Genomic DNA, 16,988 nt, shown 5'->3' with positions numbered 1-16,988 from the left:
CTCTAGGGGCCGCGACGCTGGAGCGCCCTGCAGACGTCGCGATCCCTAGGCGCTGAGCAAGGAAACCAGGTATGGGCCACTGGCTGGTCATCGATCTTGAAGCCACCACCGACGACGGTGGCTGGCCGGTCACCGACATGGAAATCATCGAGATCGGCGCGAGCCTGGTCACCCGCGAAGGGCGCGAGGTGGATCACTTCCAGCGCTTCGTCAAACCGCGTCGACGCCCACAACTGACGCCCTTCTGCCGGCAGCTCACGCATATCAACCAGGCCAGCGTCGATGCAGCCGCGTCGTTCGCCGAGGTCTGGGCGCAGTTCGAGCGCTGGCTGGGCCATCACCGTCAGCAGTTGCAGGCCTGGGTTAGCTGGGGCGACTACGACCGTCTGCAATTGCTCCAGGAATGGCAGCACCATCAACTCGACAGCCTGCTCGCCCAAGTGCCGCACATCAACCTCAAGCAGCGCTTTGCCAAAGCCCGTCACTTGCAGCGACCCACCGGTCTGAACAGCGCCCTGCAACTGGCCGGACTGCAGTTCACCGGGCAGCAGCACCGGGCCCTGGAGGATGCACGCAACACCGCACGTTTGCTGCCCTTGAGCCTGCCGGCCAGCGGTGCCTGAAAGCAGATGACGGGCACGCGGGGCTTGGGCATACTGGCCAGCCTTTTTCCAGCCCCTGTTCAGGAGTGGCCCATGTTCCAGGTCAACGAATACTTCAACGGCACCGTCAAGTCGATCGCCTTCAGCGGCGAAGAAGGTCCGGCCACCGTGGGCGTGATGGCCCCGGGCGAATACGAGTTCGGCACCGCCAAGCGCGAGATCATGCACGTGGTGTCCGGTGCGCTGACCGTCAAGCTGCCCGGCAGCGACACCTGGGAAACCTTCGCCGCCGGCACCCAGTTCAACGTGCCCGCCGACAGCAAGTTCCAGTTGCAGGTCAAGGTCGACACCGCCTACCTGTGCGAGTACCGCGACTGATCGCAGTGCAACCGCTGCACCTACCGGTGCAGCGTCGGCGGCCGGTGCCGTTCGTCCAGGAACTGCGCCACCCGCTCGGCAGCCGTCTGCAGATGCTGCTCATGACTGAACCCGGACGCTTTCAGCGGCTTGAGGTCATGGTCACCCGCCACCAGCCAGCTCAGCTCGATCGCCGCTGACAGCGCGTAGCCCGCCACCGCCTCACGATTGCCCAACGCATCGCGCTCGCCCTGAACGATCAGCGTCGGCGTGCGCAACGCCGCCAGGTGCTCGACCCTGGGTTTCTGCGGCTTGCCCACGGCGTAGAACGGATAACCCAGGCAGACCAGCGCATCGGCAGCCAATTCGTCGGCCAGCAGACTGGCCATGCGCCCGCCCATGGACTTGCCGCCAATCGCCAGCGGTCCTGTGACCAATGGTCGCACCTGCCTGTACACCTCACGCCAACCCTCGAGCAGCACCGGCTGCGGATTGGGTGGGCGCTTGCCGCCGTTTATCCGCCGCTCGGCCATGTAGGAAAATTCAAAGCGAATGACGCCTACGCCAAGCCTCGCCAGCCTTTGCGCCATCGACTCCATGAACGCGCTGTCCATGGGCGCGCCGGCGCCATGGGCCAGGATCAAGCCCCACGAACACGTCTGATCCCCCCGAATTTGCGGGGGATCGACGCGCAAGCCTGGGATATTTCCCACTTGGGCCCATTGATCCGAATCAATACAGGCAAATTGCCCATCTTTCATGCTTGCCTCGCTGTTTAGCCTGCCTATAACCGTGGATGGGAACCCATACATGAACACAACCAGCAGTACCGCCTATAACTACAAGGTGGTCCGCCAATTCGCCATCATGACGGTGGTGTGGGGCATCGTCGGGATGGGGCTCGGCGTCTTCATCGCCGCGCAACTCGTTTGGCCAAGCCTCAACTTCGACCTGCCGTGGACCAGTTTCGGCCGCCTGCGACCCTTGCACACCAACGCGGTGATCTTCGCCTTCGGTGGTTGTGCGCTGTTCGCCACCTCCTACTACTCGGTGCAACGCACCTGCCAGACCCTGCTGTTCGCGCCCAAGCTGGCGGCCTTCACCTTCTGGGGCTGGCAACTGGTGATCCTGCTGGCGGCGATCAGCCTGCCACTGGGCTACACCAGTTCCAAGGAATACGCCGAACTGGAATGGCCGATCGACGTGCTGATCACCATCGTCTGGGTCTGCTACGCCATCGTGTTCTTCGGCACGCTGATGAAGCGCACCACCAAGCACATCTACGTGGGCAACTGGTTCTTCGGCGCCTTCATCCTCACCGTGGCGATCCTGCACATCGTCAACAACCTGGAAGTGCCCGTCAGCCTGACCAAGTCCTACTCGGTCTACGCCGGTGCCACCGACGCCATGGTCCAGTGGTGGTACGGCCACAACGCCGTCGGCTTCTTCCTCACTGCCGGCTTCCTGGGGATGATGTACTACTACGTGCCCAAGCAGGCCGAGCGTCCGGTGTATTCCTATCGCCTGTCGATCGTCCACTTCTGGGCGCTGATCACCCTGTACATCTGGGCCGGCCCGCACCACCTGCACTACACCGCCCTGCCCGACTGGGCCCAGTCGCTGGGCATGATCATGTCCCTGGTACTGCTGGCACCGAGCTGGGGCGGCATGATCAACGGCATGATGACCCTCTCCGGGGCCTGGCACAAACTGCGCAGCGACCCGATCCTGCGCTTCCTGGTGGTGTCGCTGGCGTTCTACGGCATGTCCACCTTCGAAGGCCCGATGATGGCGATCAAGACTGTCAACGCCCTCTCCCACTACACCGACTGGACCATCGGTCACGTTCACGCTGGTGCCCTGGGCTGGGTGGCGATGATCTCCATCGGCGCGCTGTACCACACCATCCCCAAGGTGTTCGGCAAGCAGCAGATGTACAGCCTGGGCCTGATCAACGCGCACTTCTGGCTGGCTACCATCGGCACCGTGCTGTACATCGCCTCGATGTGGGTCAACGGCATCGCCCAGGGCCTGATGTGGCGCGCAGTGAACAGCGACGGCACGCTGACCTACTCGTTCGTCGAGACCCTGGTCGCCAGCCATCCCGGCTTCATCGTGCGCTTCGTCGGCGGTGCGATCTTCCTCAGCGGCATGTTCCTGATGGCCTGGAACACCTGGCGCACCGTGCGTTCGCCAGCCCTTGACGTCGCCCCTGCGAACGCCCAGCTGGCTTGAGGAGAGACACCAGATGAAACATGAAGTCATCGAGAAAAACGTCGGCCTGCTGGCCTTGCTGATGGTGTTCGCCGTCAGCATCGGCGGCCTCACGCAAATCGTCCCGCTGTTCTTCCAGGACGTCACCAACAAGCCGGTCGAAGGCATGAAGCCCTACACCGCGCTGCAACTCGAAGGCCGCGACATCTACATCCGCGAAGGCTGCGTGGGCTGCCACTCGCAGATGATCCGTCCGTTCCGCGCCGAAACCGAGCGCTACGGCCACTACTCGGTAGCCGGTGAAAGCGTCTGGGACCACCCGTTCCTGTGGGGTTCCAAGCGCACAGGTCCAGACCTGGCCCGCGTGGGCGCGCGCTACTCGGACGACTGGCACCGCGCGCACCTGTACAACCCGCGCAACGTGGTGCCTGAGTCGAAGATGCCGGCCTATCCCTGGCTGGTAGCCCAGCCGGTGGACAGCAGCCATACCGACACCAAGCTGCGCGTGATGCGCTCGCTCGGCGTGCCCTATACCGACGAGGACATCGCCGGTGCCCGCGACGCGGTCAAGGGCAAGACCGAGATGGACGCGCTGGTGGCCTACCTGCAGGTGCTGGGCACCTCGATCAAGAACAAGAGGTAAGCACGATGGAATTCGACATCGGCATGATCCGCGGCCTGGGCACCCTGGTGGTGCTGGTGGCCTTCATCGGCCTGTCGCTGTGGGTGTTCAACCGGCGCCGCGACCGTGATTTCGCCGAAGCGCGCCTGCTGCCCTTCGACGACGACCGCCTGCCCCCTGCCGGGCAGGAACCCGCGGCTGCGAGCGCAGCCGTGACTGCAGTGGTGAGGAGTAACGGGCAATGACCACCTTCTGGAGTACCTACATCAGCGTACTGACCCTCGGCAGCCTGATCGGCCTGACCTGGTTGCTGCTGGGCACCCGCAAGGGCGAGAGCAGCAATACCACCGACCAGACCATGGGCCACAGCTTCGATGGCATCGAGGAATATGACAACCCGCTGCCCAAGTGGTGGTTCTGGCTGTTCGTCGGCACCTTGGTGTTCTCGGTCGGCTACCTGATCCTCTATCCGGGCCTGGGCAACTGGAAAGGCATCCTGCCCGGCTACGAGGACGGCTGGACCCAAGTCGGCGAATGGCAGAAGGAGATGGACAAGGCCGACGCCAAGTTCGGTCCGATCTTCGCCAAGTTCGCCGCCATGCCGGTCGAGGACGTGGCCAAGGATCCAAAGGCGCTGAAAATGGGCGCACGCCTGTTCGCCTCCAACTGCGCCGTGTGCCACGGCTCCGACGCCAAGGGCGCCTACGGTTTCCCTAACCTCACCGACAAGGACTGGCGCTGGGGCGGCGAGCCGGAGACCATCAAGGCGTCGATCATGAATGGTCGCCATGGCGTGATGCCCGCCTGGGCCGAAGTGATCGGCGAGCAAGGCGTGGCGGATGTGGCAGCCTTCGTGCTGACCAACCTGGACGGACGCAGCCTGCCGGAAGGCGTGAAAGCCGACGCGGCCAAGGGCAAGGACATCTTTGCCAGCAGCTGCGTGGCCTGCCACGGCCCTGAAGGCAAAGGCACTCCGGCCATGGGCGCCCCGGACCTGACTCACCCCCAAGCGTTCATCTACGGTTCGAGCTTCGCCCAGTTGCAGCAGACCATCCGCTACGGCCGCCAGGGCCAGATGCCGGCCCAGGCCGATATCCAGGGCAACGACAAGGTCCACCTGTTGGCTGCCTATGTGTATAGCCTGTCGCAGGCTCCTGTAAACGCTACTCACGAGTAACACCCAGGCGGGCTGCTCAAGCGCCTTCTTCGCTGGAGCAGTCCGCCTCTCCCGTAGGCCTGACACCCGTCAGGCATACGCCATACCCTTTCTGCATCTCCCACCAAGACCTCGGCCAACACATCCAGCCCCGACTTGCCTAGGTCTCTCTTGCGTCACGTATCCCCCGCCACCGTTTCGGTGCACCACCTTCTCGAACACGCCACTGTATACATACCCACTGTCATTTTTGTGAGTTGCCGAACGCCCATCAGGGGAACAAGGTGAGTGCAGATTCGCACCGCAGGCTACCGATTTCGATATCAACCCCCCAAGCAACGCCCATTGGCGGCATAGAGCGAGGTCACATACGCCGGCCGCGCAGTGCGTTCGCGATTTGAGTCCACGAAATGGCAAACACCAGCAAGGAGTTCCCATGAACGTTGTCTCCACGCCTTTCCACGACGCCCTACCGAGCATGATTGGTTTCACCGAAGAGCGCATCGGTATTCCGAAATGTGAATGGACTTCGCCTTGTTACTTGTTGGCTGACAGGGATCTTGCGTTGGACGAGGTCATCCGCGTATGGGCGGTTGACCGACGGGATGGGCGTGTGTTGAAGGTCGTTGCGTTAAAAGCCACAGCGGATAATCGCACTCAGGCTAAATGGCCGGCGGCACTGATCAAGGCGATTCGTGACAATGACACATTGGTGTACGACGCCAAGATGCTTCATGCCGGCGTTATCAAAGGAGAAACTTTCGAGCCCGGCGAAATAAGTTACTCCACGGCAGACTGCATCGCCGCGTCCTCCCATGAGGATTACAACCGTCTTTGGGTGTATTCCACCTATGCGCGGCTGTTCACCAATGCACCGTTCGCGGCCAATCAGGTAATGGCCCACAATTTGGCGAACGTCGATTTCCAGGCGGCACAACGTGTGTGCGTTCAGGTGCGTGACCGTGTCAGTCAAGGCTTGCTGGAGTCGATTGTAGTGACCTTCGAAGCCAGTACCGATTCCTCTGCTCGGGCAAAGGCGCTGTGTGAGGCGGTGATAAAGCACAGCGAGGTGCTGCGGGCCGGCGTGCTGGCGGATGACGGTATCAGTATCAGCCCGAGCGATCAGGGTAACGCCCTGTGGATACCCCAGTTCTCGGAGCTGTCGGTCACCGTGGATGCCGCGCCGTGGGTATCTCACGGAAACTTCACCGCGCCGCGAGCATTGACGGCGGATGAAGAGTTGCGGGTCCACGTACACGATGATGTTACAGGCATGCCATTGAAGGGGTCGCCGGTCGTCTTCAAAGCAAGTGCTGATGAGTTAGAGCAGGGTAAATGGCCGGCAGCTTTGGCTAAAAAGCTGCAAGCCTCACCGGTGGATGATTATCTTGCCCTGGAACTCGACAACGCGAAGGGCACCTCCGGGCAATGGAAGTGCGCGGGGGTTCCATTGCGCATCGTGATGAGCGCGCCTTTGGAGGAAAACGATGAGTGGGTGCCGCTGTTACCTGACAGCAGTCAACCCGGTCAGCCCATTCCAATGAGCGAGCAGTTACTTCAGATAGCAAATTCTCTGGTGAGCGCTAGGGCTGAAGCTGAAAAGGCTGGATACGAGTTTTTCTTCGGAGGGTTCGATGAGAGCGGCGCTGAAAGAGCCAAGATCTATCCGCTGGAATTGACACTGCAGGACATTCGCACAGGTTACGTTTGTTATCGCTTGAACACTGAGTACTCGACGGGCCCCGGCACACGCAGCGAATCAGCTGAATCATTTATCAAAAAGGTGATGAAGGTTATGCGACGCAGCGGCATGCCTGATGTAGTCTCTAGGAGCCAACCTTCAGCAAGTAATGATACTCAGACTTCCGAAGACAAGCCGGCCGTGTGGCTTCCTAAAAGGCTCGGCATGACAGCCACTTTGCGTATACAGCGACCCACAAAACATTCTACTACCGATGATCAACTGCGCCTCGAAATGACACGTACAGTAATCCCCCATATATCTGTTAACTCTGGAAGACGCCAAAATTCAGCCGGTATAGAAAATCTAGCGAGGCACCGCCTGAAAAACCAAATTTTGCGCAACCCGCCATCTCATTCAAATCCTAATATACCCTACACACCAACATCTCCTCAGGGCTTTGTATTCGGTGACACTGCGATAATGCCTGACCAGATGATCCAGTTGAAGCTTGAACCCCAAACGCTAAGGGCTGGGGTCCGCTTTTTGAGCGTAGCACCTGTTGCTGTTCCAACCCCCGGAAAAACTAGGGATGGCTCATTGAATAGCTCACTCTTTCTTAGAATTTCACTGCCCACTACTAAAGATGGGATGTTCATTATAAATACATTATGTTTGTCGCCGCCATTCTATTCACCATCCTTAGCGTCCGCAGGCGTAATCGGAGCCTACTTTACATCTCAAAGCCCCTGGGCCAATCCTTTCAAATTAGAGATAAATAAGCCAGACGACCACATCGCTTCATTTAGCCCGGATAGTACGATGTGTGTTGATCGTTGTATGACCTTGGGAGCGCATGTCTACGATACGGGGGGGGCTCGAGACAACGGTGTGGACGAGAACACCGGTTTATTCCATGCCCATTACCCAGTCGCCGCATTGAAAGGGCTTTCAGGTCAAGGTCCTGAGTTGGACCTGACACTCCATTATTCTGCGGTACGTGCCAACGAAGGAGGCTTGGGTGACGGCTGGGCGTTTCGCTTCTCCTACTTCGATAATCGGCGTCGCTTATTGACCTTGAGCAGCGGCCAAACATTGACCTTGACCAAGGCACAAATGAAGTCACTGAGTGCCGACAAGAAACAATTTCTTGATCAGGATGGCTACCGTATAACCTCTGTCGAGGGCAATGAAAATGCGTTGACCTCCCTGACCATCCAGATACCACCAGGCGTCGAGGCACGCCAAGAGGTACTCAAGTTACCCGCCACCCATGATGGAAAAGAAGCTGGTATAAAGTTCAAAAAAGCGCTGAAAGAGAAGTTGGAAAAAATCATCGCTAACCTGACCCAGTGGATCGACAAGGAAAAGATCACGAGCGATCAAATTGCAGACCTGAAGAAACATCGTGACACTTGGAAAGCAGAGTTAGCGGATATTAAGCGCGAGAGCCTGGTACTGGTGACAACGACTATTCGCGCTCCACAAGGCGGGGAGCTTAAGCTGGCTTGGCAGGGTATTAATGGGCATATTCGGCTTGACACTATCAAAGATGCAAGCACTGTACTGCTCCGGGCCAATCATGGCTCGATCGTTGCGCAAGGCTCGTCGCAGAGCACATTCACGGTATGGCCTGATACACCTGAAGGCTATGAGGTCACACTGGACATCCGAAACTGCCTGCTGGAATCGATCAAGCGGCATCGTATCGGGCAGATACAAACACCAGAGCGCCATGTTTTTTTCAATTATGACTTCGATCCCGTGTTGGATCGTGTGCTAACCGGCATTGCAGAAGAAGATGGTTCGCTGGAAGTCGTACATTACAATTCACCAGGGGAATCAATCAACGTGGCCCCACGCGTCGAAATGCATACGCTGGTCCCAGGTGCCGGACAGTCGTGTATTGCCCATTACTATAAATGGACAGGCGAATACGTCATAGAACAACTACATAAACGGCAGCTGGGTAGTGTCGAAGGAACCACTGGGCCTTTTGTCATCACCATATGGACCTTCAATGGCGGAGTGCGAGTGGTTGATTCGATTATTGAAGAACAACCTGGCGACTCCCGGCGTACAACACGCTTCACCTATCCCGCCACCGCCCCGGCAAACAATTACAAGCATTTGACATTATCACGCCCTGTCAAAATCGAAGTGACCACCGAGTCTCTGACCACCGCTTCAACCGTGGAGCAGCTGCCATGAACGACACGACCAACGCACCTTCTCCGAACGCCTCGCAAGTCGAAAGCACACTGGCTGCTTATACCCAACAAGGTCAACCGAGTTCGACGGTTACCAGTGATGGGCAGACGACCTGCTTGCGCTACTACTCAGCAGCGGACACCGATAAGGGCACTCGTGGCGATCAGTTACCCGCGATCAGTGAATTGATCAGCGGGCTCAAACTTGCTGATGAAACCTTGCTGGCAGATGCCGCCGCGTTGGTCTGCCCGAAGATCGTCGATCCCCACCAACCACCCTTGATGGCTCGCCTGGAATACCTGGCGTTCGACGGCACGGCCACTTCGGCGGCCACCCTGACGCTTTGTGGTTATTCGAAGTCGACCCAGGATGCACAGGGCCGGCTGATGCCTGACACCGTGCTGGTACTCGAAGGTGTCACGGTCGCCAGTGTCCAATCAGAGGCAAAGGACTGGACGGTATCACTTGCCACGTCCTGGAGTGGCATCAAAGTTACGTTGATCCAGAGCCAAGCCAATAAAGTGAGCGGCGCATTGCGCAGCATCACCCGGACAGCCACGACCTGGTACAAGGACAACACCGCTCGCAGCACGCAGACGATCACGGAAACCACTTACCCAGGAAAACAGCCCAACACGTGGAAGCTCGTCACCACGGCCCCCATGATCGCGGGCGGCGATGCCATCCTCAGCCAGCAGATCCAGTCGGCGTTGAGTGGTCGGCTGCTACGCGAGTCGCATCAGGATGGTGACGGCAAGCCTGTGCGTTTCTCCTGCCATGATTACGACACACGGGGCCGAGGGGCCCACAGTGTGACGTACTCGTACGATGCCAAGGCGTTCGATTCTGGAGAGGTCAAAGCGCTCAAGCCGATCGAACAACAGCGCATCACCCACACGGAAACGGGTTCGGGCACCTGGTTGATAACCCTCAACGCGGACGGCCGCCAGCAGCGCACGCTATACGACGGCTTGCAGCGCGCAGTCAGACGCGAAATGCAACGTGAAGCGAGCGACACGAGCGAATTCGTACTGCTCGAGGAAAGCACCTGGGGTCGAGGCGAGGCGCCTGAAAGGGTCAAGGCCTACGATTTTCTGCCAGGCGGCCTTTGCACCCACGATGACAAGCCACTCCAGGCTCCCGCGCAACCGCACCTGCATTTCTGGGAGTTGTCTGCCGATCCTGTCGTCGAACAGAACGCCAAGAGTGAACCGACACTGACCCACCACTCGGCGCTAGCGCTCTTGCAGGGCGGCATCCAGTTCACCCGCCGGCAGCAGCAGGTGAACCATGCTGCAGGGTCCGTGACGGTTTCGTCTGCACTCTGGAGCGGGCAAGACAGCAGTGATGAGACCCAGGCACTGAGAACCGAGGGAGTCATCGATGCCCGTGGGCGCAACGTGGCCCTCAAGCAGCATGTGCCCATGAAGGACCAAACGGTTAAAACGCGTGAATGGACCACGACCTGGGATGATTTGGATCGACCCCTATCACGCACTCAACCCGACCAGTCGGTAATCACCTGGAGTTATCAGGGAGTCAGTTCGGTACCGACCAGCGTCAGCATCAAGGCCAAGGGCAAGCCAAGCCAGCTCCTCGGCAACCAGACGCTGAAGGGTAGCGGCAACCAGGGTGACGTTGTCACTGGCCAGGTGATTGGGGCCAAAAACGGTTTGGCTTATAGCGAGCAAGCCGGAAAAGTCACTGAGCCAGACGGTAAGAAGTTCTATACCAAAGAAACCGACAACCGTGTCGAGTGGTATGCACAGGGTAAGGATGATAGTAAGGGTACCCTGCTCGCCGCGTTCAACTTCAATAAGCTGACCCAGTCCCTCAAGGCGGAGCGCCCGGCGCAGGGTACTCAGCAGAGCAAGGTCACCAGTGAGGACCTGACCCCGCTGCTGCTTGGAGCCTGGCATTTCAACCGCACCGTGCATGCCCAGCAACAGCGGCAGGAAGCGTTGGTGTCCTTGCGTGGCCAGGTTCAGCGGGCGAAACATGCCAATGGCGTGAGCAGCCAAGCCTGGAGTGGCCCGCAGGGACAATGTGACCGTGTTGTCCGTGGCTCGCTGGAGTACTGGTATGAATACACCGCCTTGGGCCAATGCCAGCGCATGACCGTGCGTGACCTGAACACAGGCCGAACCATGGTCGTGTCCTATACGTACGACAAGCTGGGTAATGAAGTTGAAAGGCTGTATCGGCTCGATGACCAGACCAAGACGCGCTACGTGCAGACCTGGTCGTCCATCGGACAGTTGACCAGCAAAGTCTTGTTCCGCGATGGCCAATCCACGCCGGCTCGTACCGAGACATTCATCTATTACACCAGCGTCAGCGGGACGCGTGATGAACTGCAGAAATGGACGGTCGAGGCGACCTCAGGCAATGAGGTCAAGGACACTCAAGGGCACACCATTAAGGAACAGCGCTACAAGTACGATGCGCTGGGCAACCTTACCGAGTGCAGCACCACACGCGTGAATGGTGATGTGGAACAACTGACCTATGCCTATGACAGCGATCACCCCACCCGCCGCACCCAGCAAAGTACTCAACTGACGCCAAAGGGCGGCCAACCCGGTACAGCTCGATTGTTGACCTACACGTACGATGACGGGGGTCGCCTGACGCTCAACGAACGCGATCAGGCCCTCGCGTATTCGGATACCGGCAGGTTGCGCTCGGTCACCGAAAAAGGTCAGCCAACGCCTTCGACTTATTACGAGTACGACGAAAATGACTGTTTGATCAGCCAATGGATCGCAGCGGACAACCAGCGTCGGGTTCTTGCTTACACGGGTGATGTGCTCTGCGGTGAAACCTGGCTAGACAAAGAAGGCAAGGTCGTCCGTTCCCTGACGCTGGACGAACACGCGGGGGTGGTCATCAAGAACGGTCAGGGAACTGCAGAGACACAGCTCTTCGTTCTGGGCGACCCGCAACAGGTCGGTGGCGATGAGTACTGGGTAGATGCCAAGGGTGCCTGGCAACATCGGTCGTTGGCGTTCACGCCCTGGGGAGAAGCACCTTTGGCCAGCATTCAAGCGATGCTCAGTGGCCTGGGCCGTGACGGGCAACGGTTGGACCCTGCGACCGGGTGCGCTCATCTGGGCAATGGCTATCGTGTCTATGACCCCCGTCACCGGGCGTTCTATCAACGTGACAGCTGGAGCCCGTTCGGCGCTGGCGGGCTCAATGATCGGGCGTATTGCGCCGGCGGGGACCCTGTGAATTGGCATGACCCCAGCGGGCACATCATGCTCAGCCGGCGCGATCAAGCTCAAAGCCTGGCTCGGCTTGACTCGGCAATCAGTGCAACCCAGCCGCCGGTGCACGAGGCGGTTCCCTGGTGGCAATGGGTTGCGTTGGCGGTTTTCGTGGTTGTCGCTATCGCGGCGACCATCCTCACGTTTGGGGCCGCGGGGCCGGTAATGGCCGGGATCGGCATGGCGCTTTGTACGGCAATCATGGTGGGCGCGGCCGTCACCGCCGCGGGCATGGCCCAGCGCCAGAGCAACCCGCGTTTGTCCTCGCGCCTGGAAGGGGCGGGACACGTCGTGATGGCGTTGGCGAGTCTTCCGGGGATGGCTGGCGGCTTATCGGTTATGGTGGCTGCAGCGCTGGTAGTCAGTACGATGGTGTCGGTAGCGCTGGATGTCACGAAAATGGCCGTGGAACAGGACAACCCGGAACTGGCAGAGAAACTGGGGTGGGCATCGATGGCATCCCAGGCGGTTGCGGCTTTGACTGCGCTTCCGTCCCTGGTGAAAAGCGCAGGTAAATCGTTGCAGCGGCTGCGGGGAATACGTTCACGCCTATCAGTGAAACCTGCCGAGTATTCATTAAACGGGGGTTCGTCGGCTAACACCACGGGCGCAGGTAGCGCTTACACGCTCTATCCTGGCGGCTCTAGCAGTGGGAGGCTCAAGGTGATTTCCCATGGCAAGCGAGTGGCCGGCCCTATGACCTCTGGCTTCGACACCCCCCCATCGTTTGTTTCCCCCTGGGAAGCAGAAACAAACTTCTTTACCCAAAACGGATTCAGGGCTGTCGTCAGGACTGACCCGTCAGATGTGAAATCCCTGAGCTCTTTCATTAGTGGCAAACGACCGGTTGTTCAAACCTATCGGTCAGGTAGCAAGATTGGTAACTATGAGCTTAGAGAGCTGGTACCGGGCAAAGCATCGACCGAGATCATCAAAGAGTACGAGCGAGCCCCGTTCCGAATGATGGTTAAGCGGCTAGCCGAGGAAAAGGCGGTCGATGTTGTGCTCGTCAACAAACCTGTGGCGCTGAATGAAGTTCTTGAGTCGCTCGCAGCAGAAGGACGCAGCTACACCGCTGTCGATTGTCTCCACTGCCGTGGAAACAAGTTGTATAGCAATCCTTTGTTTTACAGGCGTATCTATGGGGGTTACCTGACGGCACTGGATGCACGGTTGTAGCCTTAAAGCCAATCTTCATTGGAGATCTCGATAGTCAAGGCCGGTGTAACGACGAGCCGATCACCGCCGAATACCACCCACCGCGCCCCCTGTCGGAGGTGCAGATACGAGACATTCCCGCATCTGCACCATCACAGGGGGCGTGCCGTTCTGAGCCTTTCCTCCCCTGCCCACGACCTCTAAGCTGGCGACCGTTCGCCTATGGCCCGATGCCCGACGCGAAAACGGCTTGGAAAAAACCCTGACCGATCGATCAGAAAAATTCGAGAAACGGTACACATAACAGTGATTTGTTTGTGTACACTCACTCGGCCTGTCTGATCCATCGTCGACTGCCCCGCAGTCACAGACAGGAAGCAGTGCAGGGCTATGCGTGCCCCGACACCGTTTTTTCCACCCACAAGAACAGTCAAAGCGTGGAACCCCAGCATGAACACAGCCATCAGTCCGCCTGCGTATAACTACAAAGTCGTCCGCCAGTTCGCCCTCATGACCGTGGTCTGGGGCATCCTCGGCATGGGCCTGGGCGTGTTCATCGCCTCGCAGCTCGTTTGGCCCAGCCTCAACTTCGACCTGCCTTGGACCAGCTTCGGCCGCCTGCGCCCGCTGCACACCAACCTGGTGATCTTCGCTTTCGGCGGCTGCGCGCTGTTCGCCACCAGCTATTACGTGGTGCAACGCACCTGCCAGACCCGGCTCATCTGCGATGGCCTGGCCGCCTTCACCTTCTGGGGCTGGCAGGCGGTGATCGTCGGGGCGCTGGTCACACTGCCCCTGGGCTACACCACCACCAAGGAATACGCCGAGCTGGAATGGCCGATCGCGATTCTGCTGGCCATCGTCTGGGTGGCTTATGCCGTGGTGTTCTTCGGCACCCTGGTCAGGCGCAAGACCAAGCACATCTATGTCGGCAACTGGTTCTACGGCGCCTTCATCCTGGTCACCGCCATGCTGCACATCGTCAACCATGCAGCCCTGCCGGTCAGTCTGTTCAAGTCGTACTCGGCCTACGCCGGTGCCACTGACGCGATGATCCAGTGGTGGTACGGCCACAACGCCGTCGGCTTTTTCCTGACCACCGGTTTTCTCGGGATGATGTATTACTTCGTGCCCAAGCAGGCCGAGCGGCCGATCTATTCCTATCGCCTGTCGATCGTCCACTTCTGGGCGCTGATCACCCTGTACATCTGGGCCGGCCCGCACCACTTGCACTACACCGCCCTGCCCGACTGGGCGCAGTCGCTGGGCATGGTGATGTCGATCATCCTCCTGGCGCCAAGCTGGGGCGGCATGATCAACGGCATGATGACCCTCTCCGGGGCCTGGCATAAATTGCGCACCGACCCGATCCTGCGCTTCCTGGTGGTGTCGCTGGCATTCTACGGCATGTCCACTTTCGAAGGCCCGATGATGGCGATCAAGACCGTCAACGCCCTCTCCCACTACACCGACTGGACCATCGGCCACGTTCACGCCGGCGCCCTGGGTTGGGTGGCGATGATCACCATCGGTGCGCTGTACCACATGATTCCCAAGCTCTATGGGCGCGCGCAGATGCACAGCGTCGGGCTGATCAACGCGCACTTCTGGCTGGCCACCATCGGCACCGTGCTGTACATCGCTTCGATGTGGGTCAATGGCATCACCCAAGGCTTGATGTGGCGAGCGATCAATGACGACGGCACGCTCACTTACTCCTTCGTCGAAGCGCTGCAGGCCAGCCATCCGGGCTACATCGTGCGGGCGGTGGGCGGGGCGTTCTTCGCCTCGGGCATGCTGCTGATGGCCTACAACGTGGTGCGCACGGTGCGTGGCGCCCACCCGGCGCAGGCCGACGAAGCCGCCAAGATCGTCGTCGTGGGAGCGCACTGATGAAACATGAAGTCGTCGAGAAGAACATCGGCCTGTTGGCCTTCTTCATGGTGGTGGCGGTGAGCATCGGTGGGCTGACCCAGATCGTGCCGCTGTTTTTCCAAGACGTCACCAACCAGCCGGTGGAGGGCATGAAGCCGCGCACCGCGCTGGAAGTCGAGGGGCGCGACATCTATATCCGCGAGGGCTGCGTGGGCTGCCACTCGCAGATGATCCGGCCGTTCCGGGCCGAGACCGAACGCTATGGCCACTATTCGGTGGCTGGCGAAAGCGTCTGGGACCACCCGTTCCTGTGGGGTTCCAAGCGCACCGGGCCGGACCTGGCCCGCGTGGGTGGACGCTACTCGGACGACTGGCACCGCGCGCACCTGTACAACCCGCGCAACGTGGTACCGGAGTCGAAGATGCCAGCCTATCCCTGGCTGGTGGAAAATCACCTCGACGGCCAGGACACGGCGAAGAAGCTGCAAGTACTGCGCACGCTCGGCGTGCCCTACAGCGACGCCGACATCGCCGGCGCCCGCGAGGCGGTCAAGGGCAAGAGCGAGATGGACGCATTGGTGGCCTACCTGCAAGGCCTTGGCACCCTGATCAAGAGCAAACGGTGACGCGCATGGAAATCGGAACGATTCGAGGCCTGGGCACCCTCGTGGTGCTGGTGGCCTTCGTGGGCCTGGCGTTGTGGGTATTCAGCCCACGCCGCAAGCGCGACTTCGACGAAGCCACGCAACTGCCGTTCGCCGACGATCCCGAGGCCCAGCGCCGGATCGAGCGCAATGCACGAGACACATCGGGGAGCGAGCGACCATGAGCAGTTTCTGGAGTCTGTACATCAGCGTGCTGACCCTGGGCACGATCTTCGCCTTGACCTGGCTGCTGCTGTCGACCCGCAAGGGCCAGCGTGAAGACCTCACCGACCAGACTGTCGGGCATGCCTTCGATGGCATCGAGGAGTACGACAACCCCCTGCCGCGCTGGTGGTTCTGGTTGTTCGTGGGCACCCTCGTCTTCGCCTTGGGCTACCTGGTGCTGTATCCGGGCCTGGGCAATTGGCGCGGGCTGTTACCCGGCTACGCCTACCTGGACAGCGACTCGCGCCGCGAGTTTGGCGACGGCCAGACGGGCTGGAGCGGCGTGCACGAATGGGAGAAGGAAATGGCCAAGGCCGACGCCCGCTTCGGCCCGATCTTCGCCAAGTTCGCGGCCATGCCATTGCAAGCGGTGGCCAAGGACCCGCAGGCGCTGAAGATGGGCGCGCGCCTGTTCGCCTCCAACTGCGCCGTGTGCCATGGCTCGGACGCCAAGGGTGCCTACGGCTTCCCGAACCTCACCGACAGCGACTGGCGTTGGGGGGGTGAGCCGGAAACCATCAAGGCCTCGATCATGAACGGTCGCCACGGCGTCATGCCCGGCTGGGGCGAGGTGATCGGCGAACAGGGCGTGGCCGACGTGGCGGCCTTCGTGCTGAGTCAGCTGGATGGGCGCAAGCTGCCCGAGGACGCCAAGGCCGACCCGGTCAAGGGTCAGCAGATTTTCGCCAGCACCTGCGTGGCTTGCCACGGACCGCAAGGCAAAGGCACCCCGGCGATGGGCGCGCCTGACCTGACTCATCCGCAGGCGTTCATCTATGGTTCGAGCTTCGCCCAGTTGCAGCAGACCATCCGCTACGGCCGCCAGGGCCAGATGCCGGCCCAGGCCGAGATCCAGGGCAACGACCGCGTGCATCTGCTGGCGGCCTACGTGTACAGCCTGTCTCAGGAAAAGCCTGCGACCCAGGACGATCAGCCGAAATGAGGTGCGGTGGCCGGCGGTTAATTCCACCGGC

13 protein-coding genes are annotated in these 16,988 nt (G+C 60.0%); 12 read left to right on the top strand and 1 reads right to left on the bottom strand.

The window, feature by feature from the left end; genetic code table 11:
* Positions 1-71: 71 nt before the first annotated feature.
* Positions 72-623: an exonuclease domain-containing protein gene (locus ACK2SD_RS09235; protein WP_317872372.1), complete on the top strand. Its 552-nt coding sequence runs from the start codon at positions 72-74 to the stop codon at positions 621-623.
* Positions 624-695: 72 nt separating this feature from the next.
* A complete protein-coding gene (locus ACK2SD_RS09230; RefSeq protein WP_029615045.1) occupies positions 696-980 on the top strand; it encodes a pyrimidine/purine nucleoside phosphorylase in 285 nt (94 codons plus the stop codon).
* Positions 981-1,000: 20 nt separating this feature from the next.
* On the opposite strand, the gene ACK2SD_RS09225 is transcribed toward ACK2SD_RS09230, so the two are convergent.
* Positions 1,001-1,720: an alpha/beta family hydrolase gene (locus ACK2SD_RS09225; protein ID WP_412461939.1), complete on the bottom strand. Its 720-nt coding sequence runs from the start codon at positions 1,718-1,720 to the stop codon at positions 1,001-1,003.
* Between the two features lie 49 nt (positions 1,721-1,769).
* On the opposite strand from ACK2SD_RS09225, the gene ccoN (ACK2SD_RS09220) reads away from it, so the two are divergent.
* The 10 genes from ccoN (ACK2SD_RS09220) to ccoP (ACK2SD_RS09175) all read left to right on the top strand — a co-directional run bounded on the left by ccoN (ACK2SD_RS09220) (position 1,770) and on the right by ccoP (ACK2SD_RS09175) (position 16,957).
* Positions 1,770-3,194 carry a cytochrome-c oxidase, cbb3-type subunit I gene (ccoN, locus tag ACK2SD_RS09220; RefSeq protein WP_295482198.1) on the top strand — a complete coding sequence of 475 codons (1,425 nt, stop codon included), beginning with the start codon at positions 1,770-1,772 and terminating at the stop codon, positions 3,192-3,194.
* Positions 3,195-3,207: 13 nt separating this feature from the next.
* Positions 3,208-3,816 carry a cytochrome-c oxidase, cbb3-type subunit II gene (gene ccoO / locus ACK2SD_RS09215; protein WP_039578822.1) on the top strand — a complete coding sequence of 203 codons (609 nt, stop codon included), beginning with the start codon at positions 3,208-3,210 and terminating at the stop codon, positions 3,814-3,816.
* Positions 3,817-3,821: 5 nt separating this feature from the next.
* Positions 3,822-4,040, top strand: coding sequence for a cbb3-type cytochrome oxidase subunit 3 (locus ACK2SD_RS09210; protein WP_029614905.1), 219 nt, complete (start codon positions 3,822-3,824; stop codon positions 4,038-4,040).
* On the top strand, positions 4,037-4,972 hold the full coding sequence (ccoP, locus tag ACK2SD_RS09205; protein ID WP_412461938.1) for a cytochrome-c oxidase, cbb3-type subunit III: 936 nt from the start codon (positions 4,037-4,039) through the stop codon (positions 4,970-4,972). Before ACK2SD_RS09210 ends, ccoP (ACK2SD_RS09205) begins: the two co-directional genes overlap by 4 nt.
* Before the next feature lie 415 nt (positions 4,973-5,387).
* Positions 5,388-8,843: a hypothetical protein gene (locus ACK2SD_RS09200; RefSeq protein ID WP_412461937.1), complete on the top strand. Its 3,456-nt coding sequence runs from the start codon at positions 5,388-5,390 to the stop codon at positions 8,841-8,843.
* Positions 8,840-13,291 carry an RHS repeat-associated core domain-containing protein gene (locus tag ACK2SD_RS09195; RefSeq protein WP_412461936.1) on the top strand — a complete coding sequence of 1,484 codons (4,452 nt, stop codon included), beginning with the start codon at positions 8,840-8,842 and terminating at the stop codon, positions 13,289-13,291. Before ACK2SD_RS09200 ends, ACK2SD_RS09195 begins: the two co-directional genes overlap by 4 nt.
* A 429-nt stretch (positions 13,292-13,720) precedes the next feature.
* Positions 13,721-15,163 (top strand): cytochrome-c oxidase, cbb3-type subunit I, encoded by a 1,443-nt coding sequence (gene ccoN, locus ACK2SD_RS09190; protein ID WP_412461935.1) that lies wholly within the window; start codon positions 13,721-13,723, stop codon positions 15,161-15,163.
* A complete protein-coding gene (ccoO, locus tag ACK2SD_RS09185; RefSeq protein ID WP_039578836.1) occupies positions 15,163-15,771 on the top strand; it encodes a cytochrome-c oxidase, cbb3-type subunit II in 609 nt (202 codons plus the stop codon). Before ccoN (ACK2SD_RS09190) ends, ccoO (ACK2SD_RS09185) begins: the two co-directional genes overlap by 1 nt.
* Positions 15,772-15,776: 5 nt before the next feature.
* Positions 15,777-15,974, top strand: coding sequence for a cbb3-type cytochrome oxidase subunit 3 (locus tag ACK2SD_RS09180; RefSeq protein ID WP_029615021.1), 198 nt, complete (start codon positions 15,777-15,779; stop codon positions 15,972-15,974).
* On the top strand, positions 15,971-16,957 hold the full coding sequence (gene ccoP / locus ACK2SD_RS09175) for a cytochrome-c oxidase, cbb3-type subunit III (protein WP_039578839.1): 987 nt from the start codon (positions 15,971-15,973) through the stop codon (positions 16,955-16,957). The genes ACK2SD_RS09180 and ccoP (ACK2SD_RS09175) overlap by 4 nt, the downstream gene beginning before the upstream one ends.
* Positions 16,958-16,988: the final 31 nt, after the last annotated feature.

The sequence above is a fragment of the Pseudomonas sp. SC11 genome (genome assembly GCF_047039205.1).
In the GTDB taxonomy this organism is placed as follows: Bacteria; Pseudomonadota; Gammaproteobacteria; order Pseudomonadales; family Pseudomonadaceae; genus Aquipseudomonas; species Aquipseudomonas boreofloridensis.
The sequence above is the reverse complement of the archived record's forward strand: the minus strand, read 5'-3'. Positions and strand labels throughout refer to the sequence as shown.

What these genes read in the sequence shown, in the direction of transcription:
- ccoN (WP_295482198.1), top strand. Translation starts at nt 1,770, where the DNA reads ATGAACACAACCAGCAGTACCGCCTATAACTACAAGGTGGTCCGCCAA.
- ACK2SD_RS09195 (WP_412461936.1), top strand. Translation starts at nt 8,840, where the DNA reads ATGAACGACACGACCAACGCACCTTCTCCGAACGCCTCGCAAGTCGAA.
- ccoP (WP_412461938.1), top strand. Translation starts at nt 4,037, where the DNA reads ATGACCACCTTCTGGAGTACCTACATCAGCGTACTGACCCTCGGCAGC.
- ccoO (WP_039578822.1), top strand. Translation starts at nt 3,208, where the DNA reads ATGAAACATGAAGTCATCGAGAAAAACGTCGGCCTGCTGGCCTTGCTG.
- ACK2SD_RS09230 (WP_029615045.1), top strand. Translation starts at nt 696, where the DNA reads ATGTTCCAGGTCAACGAATACTTCAACGGCACCGTCAAGTCGATCGCC.
- ccoO (WP_039578836.1), top strand. Translation starts at nt 15,163, where the DNA reads ATGAAACATGAAGTCGTCGAGAAGAACATCGGCCTGTTGGCCTTCTTC.
- ACK2SD_RS09225 (WP_412461939.1), bottom strand. Translation starts at nt 1,720, where the DNA reads ATGAAAGATGGGCAATTTGCCTGTATTGATTCGGATCAATGGGCCCAA.
- ACK2SD_RS09235 (WP_317872372.1), top strand. Translation starts at nt 72, where the DNA reads ATGGGCCACTGGCTGGTCATCGATCTTGAAGCCACCACCGACGACGGT.
- ACK2SD_RS09180 (WP_029615021.1), top strand. Translation starts at nt 15,777, where the DNA reads ATGGAAATCGGAACGATTCGAGGCCTGGGCACCCTCGTGGTGCTGGTG.
- ACK2SD_RS09200 (WP_412461937.1), top strand. Translation starts at nt 5,388, where the DNA reads ATGAACGTTGTCTCCACGCCTTTCCACGACGCCCTACCGAGCATGATT.
- ccoP (WP_039578839.1), top strand. Translation starts at nt 15,971, where the DNA reads ATGAGCAGTTTCTGGAGTCTGTACATCAGCGTGCTGACCCTGGGCACG.
- ACK2SD_RS09210 (WP_029614905.1), top strand. Translation starts at nt 3,822, where the DNA reads ATGGAATTCGACATCGGCATGATCCGCGGCCTGGGCACCCTGGTGGTG.
- ccoN (WP_412461935.1), top strand. Translation starts at nt 13,721, where the DNA reads ATGAACACAGCCATCAGTCCGCCTGCGTATAACTACAAAGTCGTCCGC.